We start from the raw sequence: 24,537 nt of genomic DNA, 5'->3' as shown, positions 1-24,537 counted from the left end.
CCGTGGCGTGACGTCATCTTCAGGAGTCCATGTGCCCAGCCGAACGTCTCCCGCCCGGGAAATCTGGTTCCTCACCGGCAGCCAGGGCCTGTACGGGGAGGAGACGCTGAAGCAGGTCGCCGAACAGTCGCGGCGGATCGCCGCCACCCTGGCCGGCGTCTCCGGCATTCCCGCCCGGGTCGTGTGGAAGCCGGTACTGACCGGCGCCGACGCCATCCGCCGGACGTGCCTCGACGCGAACGCCGACGACCGGTGCGTCGGCCTGATCGCCTGGATGCACACCTTCTCGCCGGCCAAGATGTGGATCGCCGGACTGGACGCGCTGCGCAAGCCGCTGCTGCACCTCCACACCCAGTCGAACGTGGCCCTGCCCTGGGACACCATCGACATGGACTTCATGAACCTCAACCAAGCCGCCCACGGGGACCGTGAGTTCGGGCACGTCCAGGCCCGCCTCGGCGTCCCCCGCAAGACCGTGGCCGGGCACGTCAGCGATCCGGTGACGACCGCACGCGTCGCGGTCTGGGCGCGGGCCGCCGCCGCGCGGGCCGAACTGGCCGCCCTGAAGGTCGCCCGGTTCGGCGACAACATGCGCGACGTCGCCGTCACCGAGGGCGACAAGGTCGAGGCCCAGCTGCGCTTCGGCGTCTCCGTCAACACCTACGGGGTCAACGACCTGGTGGAGGCCGTCGACGGCGCGGACGAGACCGACGTGACCTCCCTCGTCAAGGAGTACGCGGACCTGTACCGCCTGGCTCCGGAACTGCGGCCGGGAGGCGAACGGCACGACGCGCTGCGTTACGCGGCACGCATCGAAGCCGGTCTGCGCGCCTTCCTCGAAGCGGGCGGCTTCGGGGCCTTCACCACCAACTTCGAGGACCTGGGGGGCCTGCGCCAGCTGCCGGGCCTCGCGGTCCAGCGGCTCATGGCGCAGGGCTACGGCTTCGGCGGCGAAGGCGACTGGAAGACCGCCACCCTGCTGCGCGCCCTCAAGGCGGCCGCGGCCGGCCTTCCGGGCGGCACCTCCTTCATGGAGGACTACACCTACGACATGACGCCCGGCGACCAGCTCATCCTCGGGGCGCACATGCTGGAAGTCTGTCCCACCATCGCGGCCGACCGGCCCAGGTGTGAGATCCACCCCCTCGGCATCGGCGGGCGGGAGGACCCGGTGCGCCTGGTCTTCGACGCGGCCCCCGGGCCGGGCGTGGTCGTGGGCCTGGCCGACCTCGGCGACCGGTTCCGCCTGATCGCCAACGACATCGACGTGGTGGCACCGCCCCGGCCGCTGCCCTCCCTGCCCGTCGCCCGCGCGGTCTGGCGGCCCCGCCCCGACCTGCGGACCTCCACGGAATCCTGGCTGACGGCCGGAGGGCCGCACCACACCGTGCTCAGCACCGCCCTCACCTCCGACCACCTCGACGACCTGGCGGAGATGCTCCGCGTGGAACTCGTCCTCATCGACGGGACCACCACCGCGAAGCGGTTGCGGAGTGAACTCCGCTGGAGCCAGGCCTACTACCGGCTGGCACAGGGACTGTGATCCCCGCGGGGCCCAGCTCCGCTCCAGGGCGGTCGGGGTGACCGCCCGTCCCCCGTCCGGCCAGGGCCGTTCTCCCCGGCGCCGGGGGCCTGGACGCCCTCAGCCCAGGGGCAGGCGGGAGGGATCGGCGATGACGCGCCGTACGGTCGACCACGCCGCCCCCAGCACCGGCCCGCGCCGGCCCAGGGCCGAGGGGCGGACCGCGTCGGGGGCCCAGGGGCGGACGGTGATCCGGGCGGCCAGTTCGGCGCGGACCGGTGGGAGGAGCCATTCGGCGAGTTCGGCGTAGGCCCCGCCCAGGACGAGCGCGTCCGGGTCGATCAGGTTCACCGCCGAGGCGAGGGCGAGGCCGAGGGCCCGTCCCGCGCGGTCCAGGGCGCCCAGGGCGAGCGCGTCCCCGGCGGCCGCCCGCCCGGCCAGCAGGGCCACCGGGTCGCCGGCGGAACCGAGCCCGGCCTCGCGCAGCACGGCGGCCCGGCCCGCGTACTGCTCCAGGCAGCCGCGCGCCCCGCAGGCGCAGCGGGGACCCTCCGGGTGGACGGGCAGGTGACCGAGTTCCCCGGCGAAGCCGCGGGCGCCCCGGAACAGCTGCCCGCCGATGACCAGTGCGGCCCCGATCCCGGCCTCGGCGGAGACGTGGACGAAGGTCTCGGCGGGGTTCCCCTGGTGCCACTGCTCGGCGAGCGCTCCCAGGTTGGCCTCGTTCTCCGGCTCGGGAACGGCCGTCGGGTCGGGCCAGTGATCGGCGGGGCGGACCGCCTGCCAGCCGAGGTTGGGCGCGTTCTCGACCAGTCCGCCCGGCGCGTTGGGCACCACCCCCGGCACGGCCAGGACGCGGCCCTCGACGCGCAGGCCGAGAGCGGCGGCCTCCGCCTCCGCCTCGGCGCCCAGTGCGGCGGCCTCCGCCAGGACCCGCCCGGCCGGCCGGCCCGCGTTGGCCCGTTCGACCCTGCGCCACACCCGGGGTTCGCCGCGCAGGTCCACGACGCAGGCGGCGAGGTGGGTGACGCCGATCTCCAGGCCCAGGCCGGCGGGGCCCCGGTCGTTCAGGGCCAGTGCCCGGCCGGGGCGGCCGACGCGTCCGCTGGGCGCGGTCTCCGTCTCGGTCAGCGCTCCCCGGCCGATGAGCTCGTCAACGAGGGACGAGACGGCCGGCCTGGTCAGGCCCGTGTGCCCGGCGACGTCCGCACGGGAGAGCGGGCCGTGCGCGGCCACCGCGCCGATCACCACCGCCAGGTTCTGCCGGCGCATCCCCCGCTGCGAGGCGGGCACGGCCTCCGCGCCCCCGCCCGCCCTGCCCGTCGCCGCCATGAGCCGCCGCCCTCCCTATCGCCCTTCCGGCGGGACCTCCTGCAACGCCCGCGCCCGACGCAGCGTACTGGTGATCCGTTCGAGCGCGTCGTCGTCCCGGGGCACGGGGTCCAGGACCCGGCCCTCCGCGGTCCGCCAGCGCCGGGCGACCGCGTCGGCGGGCTCTCCGGTGAGCAGTGCGGCGGCCTGTGCGGCGGCCCCGAGCGCGACCGGTTCCCTGGCCCCGGGCACCTGGACGGCCCGGCCGGACAGCCTGAGGACGGTCCGCTGCCAGGCCCGGCCACGGGCGCCGCCGCCGATGAGCAGGAGGGGTTCGTCGGGGGCGGGCGTCTCGCCTCCGGCGCGCAGCACGTCGTCCAGGGCGGCGAGCAGGGCGTGGGCGGCGCCGTCGTAGGCGGCCTGGAGCAGCTGTCCCGGTGTGGTGTCGTGGCGCAGGCCGTGGACGAGGCCGGAGGCACCGGGGAGGTCCGGGGTGCGTTCGCCGTCCAGGTAGGGGAGCACCACCGCCGTGCCGCCCCGCTGGACGTCCTCGCGGTCGCGGCCGAGGAGTGCGGCGAAGCGGTCGACGGCGAGGGTGCAGTTGAGCGTGCAGGCGAGCGGCAGCCAGCCGCCGAGGGCGTCGGCGAAGCCGGCGACGGTTCCGCTCGGGTCGGCGGGCCGGGTCCGGCCGACGGCGTAGACGGTGCCGGACGTGCCGAGGCTGAGCACCGGCCGTCCGGGCGTCAGGCCGAGCCCGAGGGCGGCGGCCATGTTGTCGCCCGTTCCGGTGGCCACCAGCGCGCCCTCCCGCAGCGGCATCCCGGCCCGGACGACACCGGCCCGGGCGCCCGGGGGCAGGACCCGGGGAAGCAGCGCGGGGTCGAGGCCGATCCGGCCGAGGATGTCCCGGTCGTAGCCGTCCGGGCCCCACCAGCCCGTGCCCGAGGCGTCACCGCGGTCGGTCACCGCCTCGCCGGTCAGCCGCTCCGTGAGGTAGTCGTGGGGAAGCCGGACGGCGGCGACGCGGTCGGCGGCGGCGGGCTCGTGGGCGCGCAGCCAGGCCCATTTGGCGGCGGTGAAGGCGGCCGTCGGGACGCTGCCGGTGCGGTGGGCGAGTTCCGCCGTGCCGAACGCGGCCCCCAGCGCGGCGGCCTGCGGGGCGGAGCGTACGTCGTTCCACAGCAGTGCCGGGCGCACCGGCCGGCCGGCGGCGTCGAGGGTGACCAGGCCGTGCTGCTGGCCGGCGACCGAACAGGCGGCGGCGCGGTCGGCCCACCCCGTGGCCGCCACGGCCTCGCCGAGCGCCCGCCACCACCGTTCGGGGTCGCTCTCGCGTCCGGCGCCCGCGCTGACGGTGTGCGGGGCGCGGCCCTCGCCCAGGACGGCACCGGAGTCCAGGTCGACGGCGAGGGCCTTGGCGGACTGGGTGGAGCTGTCGACACCGATCACGACACGCTGAGCGGACATGCGTTCCTCCGGTGGGGGTTCCTTCTGGCGTCTCGGCATACTAATTTGTTTTTCGCCATTACAAATAGCCCTCGGTATGGATCCGGAGCGCCCCATGACCAGCGACCCGCTCGTCCCCACTCCCGCGCACAGGTTCACCTTCGGCCTGTGGACCGTCGGCTGGCAGGGCCGGGACCCCTTCGGCGACGCCACCCGGCCCGCCCTCGACCCGGTCGAGGCCGTGCGGCGGCTCGCCGAGCTCGGCGCCTACGGCGTCACCTTCCACGACGACGACCTGATCCCCTTCGGCGCCGGCGACTCCGCCCGCGAGCAGGCGGTCAAGCGCTTCCGCGCCGCACTGGACACGGCCGGGCTCAAGGTGCCGATGGCCACCACCAACCTGTTCACCCACCCGGTGTTCAAGGACGGCGCGTTCACCGCCAACGACCGGGACGTACGCCGCTACGCGCTCCGCAAGACGATCCGCAACATCGACCTGGCCGCGGAACTCGGCGCCTCGGTGTACGTCGCCTGGGGCGGCCGCGAGGGCGCGGAGTCGGGCGCCGCCAAGGACGTCCGCACGGCGCTGGACCGGCTCAAGGAGGCCTTCGACCTGCTCGGCGAGTACGTCGAGACCCAGGGCTACGATCTGCGCTTCGCCATCGAGCCGAAGCCCAACGAGCCGCGCGGCGACATCCTGCTGCCCACCATCGGCCACGCCCTGGCGTTCATCAACGAGCTGGAGCGGCCCGACCGGGTCGGCCTCAACCCGGAGGTCGGCCACGAGCAGATGGCCGGGCTGAACTTCCCGCACGGCATCGCCCAGGCCCTGTGGCACGGCAAGCTGTTCCACATCGACCTCAACGGCCAGTCCGGCATGAAGTACGACCAGGACCTGCGCTTCGGCGCGGGCGACCTGCGCCAGGCCTTCTGGCTGGTCGACCTGCTGGAGTCGGCCGGCTACGAGGGCCCCCGTCACTTCGACTTCAAGCCGCCGCGCACGGAGGACTCCGCCGGGGTGTGGGCCTCGGCGGCCGCCTGCATGCGCAACTACCTGCTGCTGGCGGAGCGTTCCCGCGCCTTCCGGGCCGACCCGGAGGTGCGGGCCGCCCTCGACGCCTCCCGGCTGCCCGAACTCGCCGTGCCCACCGCCGAGGACGGCCTGGCCGGCCTGCTGGCCGACCGCTCCGCCTTCGACGGGTTCGACGCCGGGGCCGCCGCCCGCCGGGGGATGGCCTTCGAGCGGTTGGACCAGCTCGCCCTCGAACACCTCCTCGGCGCCCGCTGAGGCGCGGTGCCCGGGAGCCGTGCCGCGCGTGCCCCGGCGTCCTCCCGGGCGGGGGTACGGAAGGCCGGCCTCCGGGGTCGGGCCCCGGCGACGAGGCACTCCGGCGACGGGTCCTCGACGCCGGACCGCACCTGCCCGGCCGGCTCGGAGCGGGCCTCGTGGCCGACCCCGCCGGGGTGGTGGACGACGACGCCGTACGCCGTCGGCGTGCCGGACGTCCACGCCGCGGCCGTTCCTGACGAACGGGGTGAACCGCTCCCCCAGCAGCCCGTACACCGGCTCCCCCGCCCCGCGGGAGAGCCGCCCGAGGACGGGTCGCCCGGCCCGCGGCGCCGGTGGCGGAGCCGGCGAAAGCCGTCGCACCACGCGGGCCACCGGCTCGTGCACGCGCCCCTACGCGCCGTTGAGCCGCCCCGCGGGGCCGGCCCCGCGGGGCGGCTCAACGGCGCGGGGCGGGCCCCGTGCTGCGGCGCAGCACCATCTCGGGCGGGATCCGCACGTGGGTGCGGGTGTGCGCGACGCCCTCCAGCTCCTCGACGAGCAGTTCCAGGGCCCGGCGGCCCAGTTCGGCGAAGTCCTGCCGCACGGTGGTCAGGGGCGGGGTGAAGTAGGCCGCCTCGGGAATGTCGTCGAAGCCGACGACCCCGATGTCGCCCGGGATCGAGCGGCCGGCCTCGTGCAGGGCGCGCAGCAGGCCCAGGGCCATGTGGTCATTGGCGCAGAAGACGGCGGTGACGTCACTCAGTCCGGCGATCCGCAGGCCCGCCCGGTAGCCGGAACGCGCGCTCCAGTCGCCGCGCTCGACGGGCGGCACGGGGGCGCCGGCGGCCTCCAGCGTGCCGCGCCAGCCCTCCTCGCGGTCCTGGCTCTCCAGCCAGCCGGCCGGGCCGGCGAGGTGGTGCACGGTCCGGTGGCCCAGCTGGAGCAGGTGCCGGGTCGCGGCTTCGGCACCGGACCGGTTGTCCACCGAGACCATCGGGACCCGGGACCGGCTGCCCGATCCGACCGCGACGACCGGCACGGAGCTGGAGAGTCCCGCCACCGCGCTGACGGCGGAGATCTGGGGCGCGATCACGACGACGCCTTCCACGCCCTGGTCGCGGAGCCGGTCGACGGCCTCCTGGACCGAGCGGCCGTCCAGGGAACGCAGGCTGGTGACGCTGACGGAGTACCCCGCGCCGCGCGCGGCCTGTTCAAGGCCGTCCAGCATCGAGGCGGGGCCGTAGAGGGTCGACCCGAAGCTGACCACCCCGAGGTTCTGCGAGCGGCGGGTGACCAGGGCCCGGGCGGCGGAGTTCGGCCGGTAGTCCAGCTCCCGGATGGCGGCGAGCACCCGGTCCCGGGTGCCGGGCCGTACGTGCGGGGCGCCGTTGAGCACCCGTGACACCGTCTGGTGGGACACGCCGGCCAGTTTGGCCACGTCCGCCATCACGGGGTGGCGCTGCCCGGTCCCGGCACCGTCGGCTCCCACTCGCACTCCCTCCTCGACTGCGGGTCACGGTACGCCACCGCTCCCCGCCGGAGGCCACGCGGGCGTCGGCGGACGCGGGGGCCGGTGCGCGGACCCCCCGCCGTGGGGGCCGGCCGCCCGCTCCGCCGTCGCCCGGCGATGATCCGGACACGACCCTTGACGACGCTCTTGTGAGCGTTAACACTCAGGTATCGCCAGGCCGGAGCCGCAGCACCCGACTTCGCCGAGGGCGAGGAGACCACTCCCGGCCGGTCCTGCCCGACCGCTCCCGGTCGCCCACCGGGTCGCACCGTGCCGGTCGCGCACCACCACTGGAGGAACTGTGCGGAAGCTTTCGGCGAGCCTTGCCACCGTGGGTCTGACACTGGCGCTGGCGGCCTGCGGCCAGAGCGCCAACGGAGCGGGCGACGGCGGGTCCGACGGGAACGCCAAAGGCGGCCTCATCGGCATCGCGATGCCGACCAAGTCGTCGGAGCGCTGGATCAACGACGGCACCAACATGGCCAAGGAGTTCCAGGCCAAGGGTTACAAGACGGACCTCCAGTACGGCGACAACGTCGTGGAGAACCAGGTGTCCCAGGTGGAGAACATGATCACCAAGGGGGCCAAACTGCTGGTGATCGCCCCCATCGACGGTTCCTCGCTGACCAACGTGCTGCAGAAGGCCGCCGACGCGCACGTCCCCGTCATCTCCTACGACCGGCTGATCCGGGGCACGCGGAACGTCGACTACTACGCGACGTTCGACAACCACAAGGTCGGCGTCCTCCAGGGCGGTTACATCGTCGACAAGCTCGGCCTCAAGGACGGCAAGGGCCCGTTCAACATCGAGCTGTTCGCCGGCTCACCGGACGACAACAACGCCACCTTCTTCTTCGACGGGGCCATGAGCGTCCTCAAGCCGTACGTCGACGACAAGAAGCTGGTCGTGCAGAGCGGCCAGACCTCGTTCAGCCAGATCGCCACCCTGCGCTGGGACGGCGGTCTCGCCCAGTCCCGGATGGACAACCTGCTGAGCAAGTCGTACACCTCCGCCCCCGTCGACGCCGTCCTCTCACCGTACGACGGCATCTCGATCGGCATCATCTCCTCGCTCAAGGGCGTCGGTTACGGCGCCGGCCGGCCCCTGCCCGTCATCACGGGCCAGGACGCCGAACTGGCCTCGGTGAAATCGATCATCGCGGGCGAGCAGACCCAGACCGTCTACAAGGACACCCGCCGACTGGCGAAGGCGGCGGTCCAGATGGGCGACGCCCTGCTGACCGGCGGCAAGCCGGAGGTCAACGACACCAGCCAGTACCACAACGGCGTCAAGACCGTCCCGGCCCAGCTGCTCCAGCCGGTCAGCGTCGACAAGGAGAACTACCGGAAGGTCCTGGTGGACAGCGGCCAGTACACCGCGGACCAGCTCAAGTAGCCCTCGGGTCCCCCGCCCCGGGGGCCCCGAGCCCGACCGGCGGCGCGACGCCCGGGCCACCGCCCGCCCCCGCGCCCGCACCGCCCCGAACGATACGGATGCACAGCCATGGCCGGACCCGTTCTCGAAATGCGTTCGATCAGCAAGTCGTTCCCCGGCGTCAAAGCGCTCTCCGAGGTCAACCTGACCGTGGCCGCGGGTGAGGTGCACGCCGTCTGCGGCGAGAACGGCGCCGGCAAGTCCACCCTGATGAAGGTGCTCAGCGGCGTCCATCCGCACGGCAGTTACCAGGGCGAGATCCGCTTCGAGGGCCGCCCCTGCCGGTTCCGGGACATCCGGGCCAGCGAGCGGCAGGGCATCGTGATCATCCACCAGGAACTCGCGCTCGTCCCCCACCTGTCCATCGCCGAGAACATCTTCCTGGGCAACGAGCACGCCACCCGGGGCTTCGTCAGCTGGCACCGGACGCTGACCCACGCCGCCGCACTGATCCGGCGGGTCGGGCTCGACGAGAGCCCGCACACCCGGGTCGCCGATCTCGGCGTCGGCAAACAGCAGTTGGTCGAGATCGCCAAGGCCCTCGCGAAGGACGTCAAGCTGCTCATCCTGGACGAGCCGACGGCCGCGCTGAACGACGAGGACAGCCGCAAGCTGCTCGACCTGATCCTCGGACTCAAGGAGCAGGGCGTCGCCTGCGTCCTCATCTCGCACAAGCTGAACGAGATCGCCCGGGTCGCGGACGCCGTCACCATCCTGCGCGACGGCCGGACCGTCGAGACCCTCACGATCGGCTCCGGGGGCGTCTGCGAGGAGCGGATCATCCGCGGCATGGTCGGCCGCGACCTGGAACACCGCTACCCCGAACGCACCCCGGACATCGGCGAGGTCGCCTTCGAGATCGAGGACTGGAGCGTGCTGCACCCGGTCGACCAGCGGCGCAGGGTGGTCGACCGGGCGTCGCTGCACGTCCGCCGGGGCGAGATCGTCGGCATCGCGGGCCTCATGGGCGCCGGCCGCACCGAACTGGCCATGAGCGTCTTCGGCCGCTCGTACGGGCGGTGGGCCGGCGGCCGCGTACGGCTGCACGGCCGGGAGATCCTCACCCGGACGGTGCCGGAGGCGATCGGGCACGGCATCGCGTACGTGACCGAGGACCGCAAGCGGCTCGGCCTCGACCTCAACGACGACATCAGCCGGAACATCTCGCTGAGCGCCCTCGGAAAGGTCGCCCGGCGGGGCTGGGTCGACCGGCACGAGGAGGCCCGGGTCGCCGAATCGTTCCGGCGGAGCATGAACATCAAGGCCCCCTCGGTGTTCGCGCAGACCGGCAAGCTCAGCGGCGGCAACCAGCAGAAGGTCGTCCTCAGCAAGTGGATCTTCGCCGGGCCGGAGGTGCTGATCCTCGACGAACCCACCCGGGGCATCGACATCGGCGCCAAGGCGGAGATCTACACCGTCATCGCCGGACTCGCCGACCAGGGCAGGCCCGTCCTCGTCATCTCCTCCGAACTCCCCGAACTCCTGGGCCTGTGCGACCGCGTCTACACCATGGCCGAAGGCCGGATCACCGGTGAGGTGCCCCGGGCGGAGGCCACCCAGGAATCCCTCATGCGGCTCATGACCATGAGCGCGGCATCCCCCGACAAGCAGGTGTGAGGCATGGCGCAGACCGAGACCACCCCAGACACCCGGCCCGGCGTCCCGCGGACCGGCCGACGGCCGTCGGCCGGTGCCGTACTGGCCCGAGCCCTGCGCGGCAACCTGCGCCAGTACGGAATGCTGCTCGCGCTGGCGCTGATCGTGCTGCTGTTCCAGATCTGGACGGGCGGCATCCTGCTCCAGCCGCTCAACATCACCAATCTGATCCAGCAGAACGGCTACATCCTCATCCTGGCGATCGGCATGATGATCGTCATCATCTCCGGGCACATCGACCTGTCGGTCGGCTCGCTCGCCGCGTTCGTCGGGGCGGCCGCGGCGGTGATGATGGTCGAGCACGGGGTGCCGTGGCCCGTGACGGTGGTGGTCGCGCTGCTGATCGGGGCCCTCGCCGGGGCCTGGCAGGGGTTCTGGATCGCCCATCTCGGGATCCCGTCGTTCATCGTGACGCTGGCCGGCATGCTGCTGTTCCGCGGGGGCACCCAGATCCTCCTGCACGGCCAGTCGGTGGCGCCGTTCCCCAAGGGCTTCCAGAACATCAGCAGCGGGTTCCTCCCCGAGGTCGGCCCGCACACCGACTACCACAACCTCACCCTGCTGCTGGGCCTGGCGGTGCTGGCCGTCACGCTCCTCCAGGAGGTGCGCGGACGGCGGCGGGCCGCGTCGTACGGGCTGGAACCGCTCCCGGCCGGACTGTTCCTGCTGAAGCTCGGCGCGATCACGGCGGCCGTGGTGGCCTTCACGCTGCTGCTGGCCAGCTACCACGGAGTGCCGGTGGTCCTGCTGGTCTTCGGCGTCCTGCTGGTCGGCTTCGGGTACGTGATGCGCAACTCGATCCTCGGCCGGCACACCTACGCCATCGGCGGCAACGAGGCGGCGGCGCGGCTGTCCGGGGTGAAGAGCAAGCGGGTCGTCTTCCTCGCCTTCGTGAACATGGGCGTCCTCGCGGCGCTGGCCGGGCTGGTCTTCGCGGCCCGGCTCAACGCCGGCACGCCGCAGGCCGGCATCAACTTCGAACTGGAGGCCATCGCCGCCGCCTTCATCGGCGGTGCCTCCGCGAGCGGCGGCGTCGGGACCGTCCTGGGCGCGCTCACCGGCGGCCTGGTGCTGGGCGTACTGAACAACGGGATGTCGCTGGTCGGCGTGGGTACCGACTACCAGCAGGTGATCAAGGGCCTGGTGCTGCTCGCGGCCGTGGGCTTCGACGTCTACAACAAGCGCAAGGCCGGAGCCTGACCGGGTCCCTCCTCCGCCGCGGACCCCCGCGGTCCGGAACCCGGCGGCTCAGAGGCTGTTCGGGTCCCGGCGTTCCAGGGGGTCGAGTGCGGGGCCCTGGAGGACCTCGCCGTCGATGCCGAAGCGGGAGCCGTGGCAGGGGCACTCCCACGTCCGTTCCGCGTTGTTGAAGGCGACGAGGCAGCCGAGATGGGTGCACACGGCGGACACGGCGTGCAACTCGCCCTGGTCGTCGCGGTGTACGGCGCACGGCCGGCCGTCGGCCCGGACGACCGTGGCCTCACCGGGCCGCAGCGCGCCGACCGGGCCGCCCGTACCGTCGCCCATCGCCTTCAGCCGGTCCATGACGAAGTGCTTCCCGACGTCCCACTGGGCCTTCAGGAACTCGGGGGCCGAGCGGAGGGCGGAGCCGAAGCGGCGGGGATCGTAGAGTCCGGCCCACGGGTCCTCGTCGCGGGTGGCGAGGGAGGCGATCAGCTGCCCGGCCAGCACCCCGCCGGTCATGCCCCAGCCGGCGAACCCGGTGGCGACGTAGACGTGTTCGCCGTCGCCTCCCCAGCGGCCGATGAGGGGCAGCGTGTCGGTGGAACTGTTGTCCTGTGCCGCCCACCGGTGCGTGATCGGCACACCGGGGAAGTACCGCTCGGTCCACGCCTGCAAGCGGGCGTACCCCTGCTCGGTGTCCTGTCCGCTGCCCGGGGTGAAGGCCTCCCCGCCGACGATCAGGAGCCGGCCGCCGTCCGCGAGGGGCGCGGTCCGTACGGACCGCGTGGCGTCCTCCCTGGTGATGTACATGCCCTCCGGGTCCTGGCTCGCGGGCAGGGGTCCCGCGATGACCAGGTCGCGTCGCTGGGTGAGCCGGGTGGCGAGCACGGCGTGGTCGAAGACCGGGTGGTGGGTGGCGATGACCACGTGCCGGGCGGTGACGGTGCTCCCGGAGGAGGTCGTGACGCGGCACGGATCGCCCCCGTCGAGGCCGGTGACACGGGTGTGCTCGTACAGCCGCCCACCGCGTGCGACGAGGTCCTCGACGAGGCCGCGCAGGTATCGGAGGGGGTGGAACTGCGCCTGGTCCCCGAGCGTGACGGCGCCCGCGACCGGATACGGCAGACCGGTCTCGGTGACGAAGGAGGCGTCGAGACCGGCCGCCCGGGCGGCTTCGGCCTCCGCCCGCAGCGCCTCGACGCCGTCGGGCTGCTCGCAGTAGGTGAGGGCGGGGCGGCGTTCCAGGTCACAGTCGATGCCGAGGTCCCGGGCCACCTCGATGACGTGGCGCAGCGCGGCGCTCTGGGAGGTGGCGTAGCGGCGGGCGGCGTCCTCCCCGTGCTCGCGGCGCAGCGTGTCGTAGACCCCGGGGTGCAGGGCGGTGAGCTTTCCGGTGGTGTGGCCCGTCACGCCTCCCGCGAGGCGGTCGGCCTCCAGCACGATGACGCTCAGCCCGGTGCGGGCGAGTTCCCAGGCCACGCTGAGGCCGGCGATGCCGCCGCCGATGACGGCGGCGTCCGCCTCCGTGGCGGTCGACAGGGGGGCGAAGGCGGGCATCTCGGCCGTCTGCATCCAGTACGACCGGCCCGGGGAGGGTCGTGGGTTCATGTCCGGCGCCTGCCCAGGGATCCCCGTCGCAATGCGTGCCCGGCGCCCGTGGCGCGGGATCCCGCGCCACGGGCCGAGGGGGAGCGCCGCTCCTGTGCGTGCACGGCCCCTACCCCTTGCTCCGGCCGTGGCCCCGGGGGGAGCGGTCCGTGCGGCCGGCGAGGTCCTCGTAGAGCGAGGCGTACGCCGCCGCCATGCGCGAGGTGTCGAACCGGTCGAGCACGCGGGCCCGGCAGTCGCGGGGGGAAAGGCGGCTGACGCCGCGGATCGCGTCCGGCAGCTCGGCCGGGTCGTCGCACACGAAGCCCGTCACACCGTGCTCGACGATCTCGGGCACGGATCCCCGCCGCAACGCCACGACGGGGGTGCCGCATGCCATGGCCTCGATCATCACCATGCCGAAGGGTTCTTCCCAGCAGATGGGGAAGAGCAGGCACTGGGCATCGGCGAGCAGCTCCCGCTTGGCCGTCTGGTCCAGCTCGCCCACCCATTCGGCGTCCTCGCCGAGGCGGGGCAGGACCTCGTTCCTGAAGTACGGCTCCTCGTCCGGGTCGTTGCACTTGCCGGCGATGGTGATCGCCTTCCCCGCCCGCCGGGCGGCGTCGATGGCGAGGTGGACGCCCTTCTCGGCGGCGATCCGGCCGAGGAAGGCCACGCGGTCGCCCTTGCGCTCACGGAAGGGGTGGTCGAGGGTGCGCACGGCGTTGTGGACCTGCCCGGCCCAGGGGAGGGCGGGGGCCTGCTCCTGCTGGGCACGGGAGATCGCCACCAGGCTCACCGAGCCGGCCAGCGCCTGGTAGTAGTCGCCGACGTCGCCGGAGACGGGTCCGTGCGCGGTCACCACGGTGGGGACCGGGCGCTGACCCGCCTGGAGCGGTCCGGCGGTGCTGTGGTCGTGGATGACGTCCGGCTGAAGGGTGCGGAGCACCTGTGCGGCGCGCGCCGCGTGCAGCACCTCCGGTACGGCCCTGCCGAGCCGGGTGTCCCCCCGGGGCATGGTGTCGGTGGCGATGAAATCGCCCTTGGTCCCGTTGAGGCCCACTCCGATGACGGTCACCTTGTGGCCGAGCTCCACCAGGCCGTCGACCAGGTCGGCGCACATCGACTCGATGCCCCCGTAGGCGGCGGGCGGAAGCTGGAACCAGGGCGTGGAAACCATGGCGATGTCCAGAGGACGGTTCATGAGCTGCTCCCCCCTGCGGACCCCGCGGGCCCGGAGTGGTCTGCGTGGCCTGTGTGGCTCGTACGGTCGGTGTGGCTTGTGCGATCGGTGTGGCTTGCGTGGTCCGCATGGTCTGCGTGGTCTGCGTGTCCCATGTGGCCCGCATGGTCCGCGGTGCCGGCGGCCGGGGGCGGGCCCGTCGGGGCCCTCCTGTGGCTCGGCGCCGCGGCGAGCGGCTTGCGCGGCTGCAGGATGACCTCCACGTCGTCGGCGAGGCCCTCCAGACGGGTCGACGGCCCGTCCACCCACAGCTCCGCACGGCCGCCGGCGAGCGGCAGGTTGTGGACGTGCAGGCGGCCGTAGCGCTGGGGCCAGGCCGGCGCCACCCACACCTGCCGGTGCGACATCCACGGGTCCAGCCGCAGCAGCGCCCGCATGAGCTGGACCGGGGCCGCGGCCGCCCAGGCCTGCGGGGAGCAGGAGGTCGGGTACGGCAGCGGTGTCTCGTACTCGCTGCGGTCGAAGCCGCAGAAGAGCTCGGGCAGCCGGCCGCCGAACGCCTCCGCGGCGTCCAGGATGCCGGTCGCCACGCGCTGGGCCTCCTCCACGAAGCCGTAGCGCATCAGGCCGGTCGCGACGATGGCGTTGTCGTGGGGCCAGACCGATCCGTTGTGGTAGCTCATCGGGTTGTAGGCGCCCATGGAGGAAGCGAGCGTACGGACCCCCCAGCCGGTGAACATCTCCGGCGACAGCAGCCGCTCCGCCACCCGGGCCGCCTTGTCCTCGTCGACGATCCCGGTCCACAGGCAGTGCCCCATGTTGGAGGCCAGCGAGTCGATCGGGCGTTTGTCCCGGTCGAGGCCGATGGCGAACCATCCCCGGTCGGGCAGCCAGAACTGTTCGTTGAAGGCCTCCTTGAGCGCGGCGGCCCGCCGCGCCCAGTGCTCGACCGCGGCCGTGTCCCCGGCCTCGTGCGCGAAGTGCGACCGCACGACGTACGCCGCGTACACGTACGCCTGCACCTCGCACAAGGCGATCGGTGACTCGGCGAGGCGGCCGTCGGCGAAGTTCACACCGTCGAAGGAGTCCTTCCAGCCCTGGTTGAGCAGGCCGTCGTCCGTCATCCGGTGGTACTCGACGAAGCCGTCGCCGTCCCGGTCGCCGTACCGCTCGATCCACTCCAGCGCCCGGTCGGCATGGGGAAGGAGCGCGTCCACCGCCGCCGGCGCGATGCCCCAGCGCCGCAGCTCCCCCAGCATCACCACGAACAGCGGCGTCGCGTCGGCGGTGCCGTAGTAGACGCTGCCGCCGCCGCGGGCCAGCGGGAAGTCCAGGCCGAACCGGGTCTCGTGCAGGATCCGCCCCGGCTGCTCCTCCGTCCGGGGATCGACGGTGCGGCCCTGCGCGCGGGCCAGGGTCTGCAAGGTCCCCAGGGCCAGGCTCGGGTCCAGCGGCAGCGCCATGTAGGAGGCCAGCAGGGAGTCGCGTCCGAAGAGCGCCATGAACCACGGCGCGCCGGCCGCGACGGCCACGTTCTCCGGATGCTGCGGATCGAAGATGCGCAGCGCCCCGAGGTCCTCCACGCTGCGCCGCAGCGTCCGCCGCAGCTCGGGGTCCTCGATCTCACCGACGCGCGGGGCCCCCTCGCGCCACGCCCGCATGCGCCGCGCCGGCGAGGAATCGCCCACCTCCGCTCCCGTCGGGAACGTGCCGGTGATCAGTTGCCCGTCGACGCTCGGCTGGACCAGGACGGTCGTGCGCCAGTCGCCGTGCGCGGGGAGGCTGACGCTGAAGTCCAGGCCGTCCGCACGGGCCCGGGCACCGGCGGCCTCCACGCGCACCCCGCGCCGCGCCTCTCCCGCCAGCAGCGTGAGGGTGAGGCCGGAGCCGTCCGGGGAGGCGGTGACCTCACCACGGGACTGCACCCGGTTCTCCTTCACGTCGAACAGGTCGGCGAAGTCGGCGCCCACGTGCAGGGAGAGCACCAGTGACACCGGGCGGTTGCCCAGGTTCCGCAGGTGGAGGTCTTCCCGCATGCCGTCACCGACGTAGCGCCGGCGTTCCAGCAGCACTTCGGTCTCCGAGCCCCGCGGGGGGACGCGGGCCACGAACGTCGTGCTGTACGGGTCCCCGGACAGCACCGTGAGTTCGTGCGGAAGGCGGTCGTCCAGGCGCAGCCGCCAGTCGGAGATGACGCGGGTGTCGCGGAAGAACAGCCCCTGCGGGGAGTCCGCCTCCATGTCCCCCGACGTTCCGGAGACACAGAACGTCGGCCCCTCGACCAGCGTCACCGTGGCTGTGGTGTGCACTGCGGGTTCGTGCTCGACGATCGTGTCGAATCCCGCGTTCATGCTTCCTCCTGATGGCTGAAGCCCATGGCCCCCGCCGTAGCGTCGGCCCGCGCCGCTCCGGGCGCGTGACGTCCGTCAGCCCCGTGGCAGACGTAGGGATCGATCAAGTCGTACCGCACGGAACCGGGCACCACCCAGGCAGCACGACCGGGCAGGGGAACTCGTCCACCGCCTGGGCCAACGCCCCGGCGACTTCGGCGGCGGCGCTCGGGAATGCCGCCCGGCCCCGGGCGTTCTCACTGGTGGGGAGCAGGGCGGCCGCTCGGGGGCCGCTCACCGCGGCAGCGTCTCCGGGAGGGTCCCGTGGAATGGTTCACGGACACCGACTACTGGCTGGGCCGTCTGGTGTTCCAGCGGGGTCTGGCCGTCCTGTACCTCGTGGCCTTCCTCGGCTCGGCGCACCAGTACCGGGCGCTCATCGGCGAACGCGGGCTGCTGCCGGTGCCGCGCTTCCTGGCGGCCACCACGTTCCGGCGGGCCCCGTCCGTCTTCCGCCTCCACTACTCGGACCGTTTCTTCGCGGTCGTGGCGTGGACGGGCGTGGCGCTCTCCGCCGCCCTGGCCGCGGGGGCGGGCGACCGGGTGCCGCTGTGGGCCGCCATGGCGATGTGGGCGGTCCTGTGGGTGCTGTACCTGTCCATCGTGAACGTCGGGCAGACCTGGTACGCGTTCATGTGGGAATCCCTGCTGCTGGAGGCGGGCTTCCTGGCCGTCTTCCTCGGCAACGAGCGCACGGCGCCGCCCGTCCTGGTCCTGTTCCTGCTGCGCTGGCTGCTCTTCCGGCTGGAGTTCGGAGCGGGACTGATCAAACTGCGCGGGGACTCCTGCTGGCGCGACCTGACCTGCCTGTACCACCACCACGAGACGCAGCCGATGCCCGGACCGCTCAGCCGGTCCTTCCACCACCTGCCCCGGCCGCTGCACCGGGCCGAGGCGGCGGGCAACCACGCGGCGCAGCTGCTGGCACCGGTGCTGCTGTTCGCGCCGCAGCCGGTCGCGAGCGCGGCCGCCGGCTTCATCGTCGTCACCCAGCTGTGGCTCGTGGCGTCCGGCAACTTCGCCTGGCTCAACTGGCTGGCCGTCCTCCTCGCGCTGACCGCCGTGGACGGGAGCCGGGCCGCCGCCGTACTCCCCCTGCCGGAGCCTCCCGTCCTCGCCGCCCCGCCGGGGTGGTACCAGGGCCTGGTCGTCGCCGTCACCGCGCTGGTGGCCGTGCTCAGCTACTGGCCGGTGCGCAACATGCTCTCGCGGCACCAGGTGATGAACTCCTCGTTCAACCCCTTCCACCTGGTCAACACCTACGGCGCCTTCGGCAGTGTCAGCAGGATCCGCCTCGAGGTGGTGATCGAGGGGACCGACGAGCCGGACATCACGGCGGACACGCGGTGGAGGGAGTACGGGTTCAAGGGCAAGCCCGGTGACGTCCGCCAGCGGCCCCCGCAGGTGGCCCCGTACCACCTGCGGCTCGACTGGCTCCTGTGGTTCGCCGCGCTCTCGCCGGCGTACGCCCGCACCTGGTTCGTACCGCTCCTCGGCAAGCTCCTCGACAACGATCCGGCGGTCCTCAAGCTGCTCGGGCACAACCCCTTCCCCACCGCTCCCCCCGCCTGCCTGCGCGCCCGGCTCTACCACTACCGCTTCACCGGCCGGCGCGAACGGCGTGAGACCGGCGCCTGGTGGCGGCGCCGGCTCGTGGCCGAGTACGTCCCGCCGGTGACCAGGGGCGACTGAGCGGCGCGGTGCCGCCGGACGTGACCGTTCCCGCGGTCCCCGGGGGTCAGCGGTCGCCCGGACCGGCCGAGGAGCCGCTCCGGCCGTCGCTGCGGCGGGGGCCCATGGAGAGGTAGCGGATACCGGTGTGGGCGAGGGCGGCGGGCGGCAGGCAGTTCTTGGTGTCGACGAGCAGCCGCGGCGCCGCCATGCGCAGCCCGTGGGCCGTCCACTCGGCGGCGGTGACCTGCGGCCAGTCGGTCAGGACGACGGCCGCGGCCGCCCCGGCGAGCGCCTCGGTCAGGTCGGCGGCAGGCTGGGTGCCGGGGAACAGGCCCGTGATGTCCGCCGCCGGGACGGAGGGCTCCCAGATCCGTACGGTGCCCGCCAGTGCCTGCAGTTCCGGGACGATCGTCATGGAGGGCGCGTCGCGCAGGTCGTCCGTCCACGCCTGGTAACGCAGGCCGAGGACGGCGACGACGGGGCCGTCCCCGGCGAGGGGGACCGGGCCGAGGTGCTCGCGCACCAGTCTGACCGGACGCAGCACCTGGGCCCGGTTGGCGGCGATGACGGCCTCGATCACCGGCAGCGGATGCCCGCCGAGGCGGGACCAGTACCGCAGCGCGAGGGTGTCCTTCGGCAGGCAGGACCCGGCGTAGCCGGCCTCGGCGCGCAGGAAGGCCGTGCCGATGCGCGGGTCGAGCCCGGCGCCGGTCAGCACGTCGTCGATGTCGGCGCCGGTTCCCTCGCACAGGGTGATCAGGTCGCCGACGAAGCTGACCTTGGTCGCGAGGAAGGCGTTGGCGGCGTACTTGACCGTCTCGGCGGTGGTGGGGTCGGTCACCACCCAGGGGGCGTCGATGCCCCGGTACAGCTCGCGGACCCGGTCGAGCAAGGCAGGCTCGGCGAGGCCCGCGACGATCCGGGCGGGATGGTTCCAGTCCTCGGCGGCGCGGCCCTGGCTGAGGAACTCGGGGCTGTACACGTAGCGGCCGCGCAGCGGTTCGGCGCCCGGGGCGGCCAGCCAGCCGGCGCTGGTCCCGGGCGGCACCGTGGACTTGACCACCACCAGGCCGGGCAGCGGGGTGAGCGCCAGCACGTCCGCGAGGGCGGCCCGTACCTGGGTCAGGTCCGGCCGGCCGGTGACCGTCGGCGGGGAGCCCACGGCGATCAGTACGGCGTCCAGCGGGTCGCGGAGTTCCGAGAGCGCCCCGGCGAAGGCCAGCGCACCGGCGTCGCGGGCCCCGGCCAGGAGCGCCTCGAAGCCCCGCTCCTCGAACGGCACCTTTCCTTCGGCCAGCAGCCGCAGCCGCCGGGGGTCGGCTTCCACACCGACCACCTGGTGCTCCTTCGCCGCCAGCCCGAGGGCCGCCGTCAGCCCGACGTACCCCTGGCCCACCACCGCCACCCGCACGGCCACTCCTCACTCGAACAGCTCCGCCGGCTCCGCCGGGTCCGCCCGCCGTGCCCGGGAAAGGGGCTCACCGGTCCCCGGAGGCGTCCTCCGCCGTCTGCAGCGCCTGGGCGGCGATGGTGATCGCCTCCTGGTCGTGGCCCGCGGCCTTCGCCGCCCGGGCCTGGTCGAGGGAGACCTGGAGCAGTTCGACGGTGTGCTCCGGCAGGGAGTCCGACGCCACGAGGTCCTCCAGTTTCCGGATGGTGTCGGTGGCCAGGTCCTCGGTCATGGGGGCGTCTCCCTCTGTCTGGATCAGGGACGTGTGACGCTGCCACGCCACGGGGGACGGGGACAAGGCGGCCCGCGGCCGGACCACCCTCACGCGTGACCGGGGCTGGCCTCCCCGGCCCAGCCTTCCCCGGAACGGGCCGGCGCCGCCGGCCGCCACGCCTACGGGCCGTCCCCGGCTCCCGCCCCGCCGTGCCGCGCGACGGCGCGCGGCTCAGGTCCCCGACGGGCGCGGCTGCTCCGGCGGAACCGAGCTCTCGGCGGCCGCCATCCACTGGTCCAGGTCGGCCTGGGTGAACTCCGTCCACGGCGGGATCCCGGGGAGCCGGCGCAGCAGGTCGTAGGCCTCGGGGATGTGCGGGCCGCGGAGGACGGGGCAGTGGCAGCCGGCGACGACCTCGGCGTCCAGGTCCTGGAAGGCGGTGACGACCGCCCCGAACTTCTCGTCGTCCAGGAGGGCGGACCAGGGCGAGACCAGGCGTCCGCCGAAGAACTGTCCGTCGCGGAATTCGTCCGGCGTCAGCCCCGATGTTTCGGGCATGGGGGCGGGAACGTTCGTGGCGAAGGTGTCCACGGACCACAGGACGCTGGTTTTCGTGTCGAAGAGGGCGCGGGTCGTGGGGTTGTCGTACAGGGGCGGCCGCTTGGCGACCAGGGTGCGGTCGCCCGCGTCGATGGTGTCGCCGTCGTTCATGAAGCGGCACCGGTTGACGGGGGTCTCCCATTCCTCGGCCATGCGGCCGATGGAGAACCAGGTCGTCAACAGGGTCGCGTTCGGGCATTCCGCGAGGACCGCCAGGAGGTTGCCCGCGTGGTCACGGTCGTCGTGGGTGAGGAAGATCCACCGTACGTCCAGGGGATCCACCACCGACCAGGCCGCCTCCAGCCACTGCGAGCGCACCGCGGGCGCCCCGGTGTCCACGAGGACCGGTTCCGCCCCCCGGATCACCATGGAGTTCATCGGGAAGTGGCCGACGGGCGGGGCTTGCAGGGCCCACGGGATGACGAACGTCTCCTCGGCGATCTCGTACGGCTGGAGAAGGGTGAAGTTTTCCGTGCTTGTCATCGCTGCTCTCCCTAGGACGGAGTCATCGCAGCGTCCATGAATCCAGTGCAGCCCCGCCGCGCGGCGGCCGCAAACGCTGGGCGGACACGCACCCGGCCGCCGCTCCCGCGCGGGTCCGCGGCCCGGTCCGGGCTCGGCGTCCGCGTCGGCGTCCGCGTCGGCGTCTGTATCGGCGTCCGCGTCGGCGTCCGCGTCGGCCTCCGCGTCCGCGTCGCCCACGGGACCGGGAACCCTCAGGTGCCGGCGGCCCCCCGGGCGGCCGCCGGCGCGCCGCCTCACCGCGCCGCGGTCTCCTGGGCGCAGGTCCGGTCCCGCTTCGGCAGGGTGCCGGTGGCCAGGTACGCGTTGACCTGGTCGTCCACGCAGGTGTTGCCGTAGAGGCCGAAGAGGGCGTGCCGGTTGGCGCCCTCCAGGGTGAGCAGCCGGGAGCTGGGGAGCTGGCCGCGCAGGGCGACGCTGCTGCGGTACGTGGTGCGCGGATCGCCGGTGGCCGCCACGATCAGTGCGGGGGTGTCCCGCTGGATCCGGGTGGGTTCCTCGCGGGGGCGGTCCCAGAAGGCGCACGGGCCTATGTTGTCGGTCAGGGGGCCGAAGAGGGGGTGCTCCGCCCGGTTGCGTTCGATGTCGCGCCAGTAGACCTCCGGGTCGCGCGGGGCGGCCACGTCCCCGCAGATGATCGCGGCCTGCGCGCCCGTGGGCTCGCCCTCGCCGCGCAGCGCGTACCGGAGCGCCGCGGCGAACTCCGGCGGCAGCGTGCTCGGCACGCCCTCCGCGGCCTTGGCCAGCGCGGACATCTGGTCCCCGAAGGCCGCCCGCGCCGGGTCGGTGTCGTCCGCGATGCCCGAGAAGAGCAGGAGCGGCACCTGGCTGTCGTCGATCCGGAAGGTGTCGGTGCCGGTGCCGATGGTCAAGGGGCCGCGGGCCGACGCGGCGACGACACGGCCGATGGTGGCGAGCACCTCGGCGCGGGTGCGGCCGAGCCCGTAGGTGTCGTGGCGTCGCGCCGCCCAGTCGGCCCAGTCGGAGAGCGCCCGCTCGTTCTCGCGCTCGGTTCCCTGGAGCAGCCGGGCACGGTAGTCGGCCGGGGCGATCGCCCCGTCGAAGACGACCCGGTCGTAGCGGGTGGGGAACATCTGGGTGTAGACGGTGCCCAGGTAGCTGCCGTACGAGTAGCCCAGGTAGGAGATCTTCCGCTCGCCGAGCACGCCGCGGATGACGTCCATGTCGCGGGCCGTGTTGCGGGTGCTGATGTGCGGCAGCACGGAGGCGTTGGTGGCGCGGCACTTGTCGGCGAGGCTCTTCTGGAGGGTGACCTGCCGGTCGAAGCCCGCCCGGCCGTCACCCGACGACAGCCAGCTCATGCCGACGGGCCAGCCGCAGTCCAGCGGGGTGCTGCGGCCGACGAAGCGCGGGTCGAAGCCGATGATGTCGTAGCGCGCGCCGACGCCCTTCATCGCCTTCCGCATGTCCGGCGGTGACGCGACCGCGCCTCCGCCCGGGCCGCCGTTGTTCAGCAGGATCGAACCGATGCGGTGGCGGGTGTCGGAGGCCTTGAGCCGGGATACGGCGACGGTGATCGTGCGGCCGCGGGGAGCGGAGTAGTCCAGCGGGACGGTCACGTCGGCGCAGCGTACGCCGGCCCGGTCGAGGTCGCGGCCCGCCGTGTCATCAGGTCCCTTGGCGCAGCTGCCCCAGTCGGGCCGCTGGCGGTAGTACCGGTCGAGCCCGGTTCCCCCCTCGCCGGCCGCGGCGAGGGCGGGAGACCCGGTGAGGCAGGCGGAGAGGGCGAGGCCCAGGGCGAGGGCGTTGCGCAGGGGCGGGCTGATGGCCGTTCGGGGTGATCGCATGCCCCGAGGCTAGGAACGGGCCCCCGTACGGCACATCGCCCCCCGGCAGGAGGACCCCGGTCCCGCCCGCCGCCCACCCGGGACCCTCGTCCCGGTACGGCCTCCGCCCCGGGGAGGACGGCCCGCGCGGCCCTCGGCGGCCAGGGCGTTCCCTTCGGATCATCTGATCGCTGGTCTGGGGTGTCGTTGGCTGACGCCCAGTGGGTGCGGACCGAGCCGTTGTTGCCGGACCGGGCACCTCGGCGGGGTGGGCGGTGGCGTTGGAAGGGGGCCCACAGCCGGCTGCGGAAGGGGGCGGCCGACGGGACCTGGGAGAAGGTCCTTACCGCCTGGCTCGCCCAGGCCGAGGCCGAAGGCGACCGCGACTGGGTCGTTTCGGTCGACCCCACGATTGTCCGGGCTCATCAGCACGCCGCCTGGGCTCGTCACAAGGGGCTCCGGTCGGCGGGCCGGACCACATGCCCTTGGACGGTCCCGCGGCGGGCTGACCACCAAGATCCGCCTGGCCGCCGATAGCCGCGCCGCCCGCTCGCGTTCGTCCTCGCGCCCGGCCAGGCCGGCGACGCACCGGCATTCCCCGAGGTCATGGCCCGCTTACGGGTGCCGCGGCCGATCGGCCGGCCCAGGACCACGCCGGAGGCGGTCCTGGCCGACAAGGCCTACTCGTCCCGCGCGATCCGGATCCCTCTCCGACGGCGCCGAGTCCGGGCGGTGATCCCGCAGCCCGCCGACCAGCCGCCCACCGCAAGCGACTTGGCAGGCTCGGTGGCCGTCGGCCGGCCTTCGACCGCGAGGCCTACAGGCAGCGCGACACGGTTGAGCGGTGCATCAGCAAGCTCGAGCAGGGACGCCGTCTGGCCACCCGATACGACAGACCGCCACCGTCTCCCTCGCCGGGCTCCACATCGCCTCCGTCTTCATCTGGTCGGCGAGGCGATCCGTCAGAAGCGGCCTTTAGCCGCAGTCCGACATGAACCGGCCTTCAAGGTGGTCGGAGCTGAGGAAGAGGAAGCCACTCCCGTAGCCGAAGTTGAGGAAGAACGGGTCCGACTCCGCCTCGCCCCGGTCCTCGAACTGGCAGAGGAACAGCCACGAGGAATCGATGCCGAAGACCCGGTGGTTCGGGTAAAGGGCCTCGCCCCCCAGGAAATCCTTGGGTCGCTCGTCGTCGGGGTATTCGACCTCTGGTCCCTCGCCTCGCAGCCACCGGGACCAGGCAGCGGCCTGGTTCGCCGCCTCGTCGATTTCCGGTGGCATCGGAGTCAGGTCCGTCAGCCATTCGACGGGAACCTCCGTATCGTCCGGACCCCAACGCCACAGGGTTCGCCCCTGAGTGCCGGGAGACCCGATCGACGCGAAGGGGGGTATCCGCCCGCCCGGCTGGACCAGAACGACGGCCTCGCCGTCCTCCGCTGCGCTGCCGCCCATGTCCATGCCTTCCTCGTGCAGGAACACATAGGCGAGGCGCACCTCGTTCCCTGGCACCCGGAACTGGCCGATGAACACGAGCGGCTCTCCCGTACCCGGATGCACCGGCCACGCTGGACCGTCCAACCAGACCGGCTGCCCGCCGAACTTCGACACCGGGTCCGTGACCGGCCCGGGTGCAGCCCGGAAGGACATGCGCAGCCGCGGCAGGAAGGCCGCATCGTAGGGGCCCTCGGCCTGGCTCGTCGGCTCGGAGATCATGCTGCCGACGCTACGGCACCCCACCGACAGGAACCCGGCTTGGGCCGTCGTCTTTGAATCCCGCCTGACCTACAAGGTCCGGAAG

17 protein-coding genes and 1 pseudogene are annotated in these 24,537 nt (G+C 73.3%); 7 read left to right on the top strand and 11 right to left on the bottom strand.

Features of this window, described 5'->3' with window-relative positions; translation table 11 throughout:
* The first annotated feature begins 31 nt into the window (after positions 1–31).
* Entirely contained in the window at positions 32–1,543 is a 1,512-nt protein-coding gene (araA, locus tag ACZ514_RS03060) for an L-arabinose isomerase (protein ID WP_468694932.1), read from the top strand.
* 99 nt (positions 1,544–1,642) lie between these two features.
* On the opposite strand, the gene ACZ514_RS03055 is transcribed toward araA, so the two are convergent.
* Complete coding sequence (locus ACZ514_RS03055; protein ID WP_468162779.1) at positions 1,643–2,854, bottom strand: ROK family protein; 1,212 nt, start codon at positions 2,852–2,854, stop codon at positions 1,643–1,645.
* Between the two features lie 15 nt (positions 2,855–2,869).
* On the bottom strand, positions 2,870–4,300 hold the full coding sequence (gene xylB / locus ACZ514_RS03050; protein ID WP_469123949.1) for a xylulokinase: 1,431 nt from the start codon (positions 4,298–4,300) through the stop codon (positions 2,870–2,872).
* Positions 4,301–4,394: 94 nt separating this feature from the next.
* Here xylB and xylA point away from each other — a divergent pair, with 94 nt between their 5' ends.
* Complete coding sequence (gene xylA, locus ACZ514_RS03045; RefSeq protein ID WP_468162783.1) at positions 4,395–5,567, top strand: xylose isomerase; 1,173 nt, start codon at positions 4,395–4,397, stop codon at positions 5,565–5,567.
* Between the two features lie 439 nt (positions 5,568–6,006).
* Here xylA and ACZ514_RS03040 read toward each other — a convergent pair whose 3' ends face one another.
* The gene (locus ACZ514_RS03040) at positions 6,007–6,996 is read right to left on the bottom strand and encodes a LacI family DNA-binding transcriptional regulator (RefSeq protein WP_469124186.1); all 990 of its coding nucleotides are present in this window, start codon (positions 6,994–6,996) and stop codon (positions 6,007–6,009) included.
* Positions 6,997–7,360: 364 nt separating this feature from the next.
* Here ACZ514_RS03040 and chvE point away from each other — a divergent pair, with 364 nt between their 5' ends.
* The 3 genes from chvE (at position 7,361) to mmsB (ending at position 11,350) form a co-directional block, all read left to right on the top strand.
* Positions 7,361–8,455 carry a multiple monosaccharide ABC transporter substrate-binding protein gene (chvE, locus tag ACZ514_RS03035; RefSeq protein ID WP_469123948.1) on the top strand — a complete coding sequence of 365 codons (1,095 nt, stop codon included), beginning with the start codon at positions 7,361–7,363 and terminating at the stop codon, positions 8,453–8,455.
* A 108-nt stretch (positions 8,456–8,563) separates the two neighbouring features.
* On the top strand, positions 8,564–10,111 hold the full coding sequence (gene mmsA / locus ACZ514_RS03030) for a multiple monosaccharide ABC transporter ATP-binding protein (protein WP_469123947.1): 1,548 nt from the start codon (positions 8,564–8,566) through the stop codon (positions 10,109–10,111).
* A 3-nt stretch (positions 10,112–10,114) separates the two neighbouring features.
* Complete coding sequence (mmsB, locus tag ACZ514_RS03025; RefSeq protein ID WP_468162789.1) at positions 10,115–11,350, top strand: multiple monosaccharide ABC transporter permease; 1,236 nt, start codon at positions 10,115–10,117, stop codon at positions 11,348–11,350.
* Positions 11,351–11,398: 48 nt separating this feature from the next.
* On the opposite strand, the gene ACZ514_RS03020 is transcribed toward mmsB, so the two are convergent.
* The 3 genes from ACZ514_RS03020 to ACZ514_RS03010 form a co-directional block, all read right to left on the bottom strand.
* Positions 11,399–12,943, bottom strand: coding sequence for an FAD-dependent oxidoreductase (locus tag ACZ514_RS03020; RefSeq protein ID WP_469123946.1), 1,545 nt, complete (start codon positions 12,941–12,943; stop codon positions 11,399–11,401).
* 109 nt (positions 12,944–13,052) lie between these two features.
* A complete protein-coding gene (locus tag ACZ514_RS03015) occupies positions 13,053–14,126 on the bottom strand; it encodes a glycosyltransferase family 4 protein (RefSeq protein WP_468162793.1) in 1,074 nt (357 codons plus the stop codon).
* On the bottom strand, positions 14,123–16,456 hold the full coding sequence (locus ACZ514_RS03010) for an amylo-alpha-1,6-glucosidase (protein ID WP_468162795.1): 2,334 nt from the start codon (positions 16,454–16,456) through the stop codon (positions 14,123–14,125). The genes ACZ514_RS03015 and ACZ514_RS03010 overlap by 4 nt, the downstream gene beginning before the upstream one ends.
* Before the next feature lie 303 nt (positions 16,457–16,759).
* Between ACZ514_RS03010 and ACZ514_RS03005 the strand changes: the two genes are divergently transcribed.
* A complete protein-coding gene (locus ACZ514_RS03005) occupies positions 16,760–18,187 on the top strand; it encodes a lipase maturation factor family protein (RefSeq protein WP_469123945.1) in 1,428 nt (475 codons plus the stop codon).
* Positions 18,188–18,233: 46 nt separating this feature from the next.
* Here ACZ514_RS03005 and ACZ514_RS03000 read toward each other — a convergent pair whose 3' ends face one another.
* From ACZ514_RS03000 to ACZ514_RS02985, 4 genes are all read right to left on the bottom strand, one after another.
* On the bottom strand, positions 18,234–19,580 hold the full coding sequence (locus ACZ514_RS03000; RefSeq protein ID WP_468694952.1) for a nucleotide sugar dehydrogenase: 1,347 nt from the start codon (positions 19,578–19,580) through the stop codon (positions 18,234–18,236).
* A 67-nt stretch (positions 19,581–19,647) separates the two neighbouring features.
* A complete protein-coding gene (locus ACZ514_RS02995; RefSeq protein WP_388931989.1) occupies positions 19,648–19,851 on the bottom strand; it encodes a hypothetical protein in 204 nt (67 codons plus the stop codon).
* 213 nt (positions 19,852–20,064) lie between these two features.
* The gene (locus tag ACZ514_RS02990; protein WP_469123944.1) at positions 20,065–20,916 is read right to left on the bottom strand and encodes an MBL fold metallo-hydrolase; all 852 of its coding nucleotides are present in this window, start codon (positions 20,914–20,916) and stop codon (positions 20,065–20,067) included.
* Positions 20,917–21,191: 275 nt separating this feature from the next.
* Positions 21,192–22,763: an alpha/beta hydrolase gene (locus tag ACZ514_RS02985; protein ID WP_469123943.1), complete on the bottom strand. Its 1,572-nt coding sequence runs from the start codon at positions 22,761–22,763 to the stop codon at positions 21,192–21,194.
* Positions 22,764–22,943: 180 nt separating this feature from the next.
* Between ACZ514_RS02985 and ACZ514_RS02980 the strand changes: the two are divergent.
* Positions 22,944–23,721: pseudogene (locus ACZ514_RS02980) on the top strand (IS5 family transposase).
* Here the strand turns inward: ACZ514_RS02980 and ACZ514_RS02975 are convergent.
* The gene (locus tag ACZ514_RS02975) at positions 23,718–24,452 is read right to left on the bottom strand and encodes a hypothetical protein (protein ID WP_468162805.1); all 735 of its coding nucleotides are present in this window, start codon (positions 24,450–24,452) and stop codon (positions 23,718–23,720) included. The pseudogene ACZ514_RS02980 and the gene ACZ514_RS02975 sit on opposite strands and share 4 nt — an antisense overlap.
* Positions 24,453–24,537 lie beyond the last annotated feature (85 nt).

Source organism: Streptomyces sp. NPDC034086 (assembly GCF_055575515.1).
Note: the sequence above shows the minus strand (reverse complement) of the source record. Positions and strands in the feature narration are given on the sequence as shown.

Coding starts and splice junctions, on each gene's coding strand:
- ACZ514_RS03055 (WP_468162779.1), bottom strand. CDS start 2,854: ATGGCGGCGACGGGCAGGGCGGGCGGGGGCGCGGAGGCCGTGCCCGCC.
- xylB (WP_469123949.1), bottom strand. CDS start 4,300: ATGTCCGCTCAGCGTGTCGTGATCGGTGTCGACAGCTCCACCCAGTCC.
- xylA (WP_468162783.1), top strand. CDS start 4,395: ATGACCAGCGACCCGCTCGTCCCCACTCCCGCGCACAGGTTCACCTTC.
- ACZ514_RS03040 (WP_469124186.1), bottom strand. CDS start 6,996: ATGGCGGACGTGGCCAAACTGGCCGGCGTGTCCCACCAGACGGTGTCA.
- mmsA (WP_469123947.1), top strand. CDS start 8,564: ATGGCCGGACCCGTTCTCGAAATGCGTTCGATCAGCAAGTCGTTCCCC.
- mmsB (WP_468162789.1), top strand. CDS start 10,115: ATGGCGCAGACCGAGACCACCCCAGACACCCGGCCCGGCGTCCCGCGG.
- ACZ514_RS03020 (WP_469123946.1), bottom strand. CDS start 12,943: ATGAACCCACGACCCTCCCCGGGCCGGTCGTACTGGATGCAGACGGCC.
- ACZ514_RS03015 (WP_468162793.1), bottom strand. CDS start 14,126: ATGAACCGTCCTCTGGACATCGCCATGGTTTCCACGCCCTGGTTCCAG.
- ACZ514_RS03010 (WP_468162795.1), bottom strand. CDS start 16,456: ATGAACGCGGGATTCGACACGATCGTCGAGCACGAACCCGCAGTGCAC.
- ACZ514_RS02995 (WP_388931989.1), bottom strand. CDS start 19,851: ATGACCGAGGACCTGGCCACCGACACCATCCGGAAACTGGAGGACCTC.
- ACZ514_RS02990 (WP_469123944.1), bottom strand. CDS start 20,916: ATGACAAGCACGGAAAACTTCACCCTTCTCCAGCCGTACGAGATCGCC.
- ACZ514_RS02985 (WP_469123943.1), bottom strand. CDS start 22,763: ATGCGATCACCCCGAACGGCCATCAGCCCGCCCCTGCGCAACGCCCTC.
- ACZ514_RS02975 (WP_468162805.1), bottom strand. CDS start 24,452: ATGATCTCCGAGCCGACGAGCCAGGCCGAGGGCCCCTACGATGCGGCC.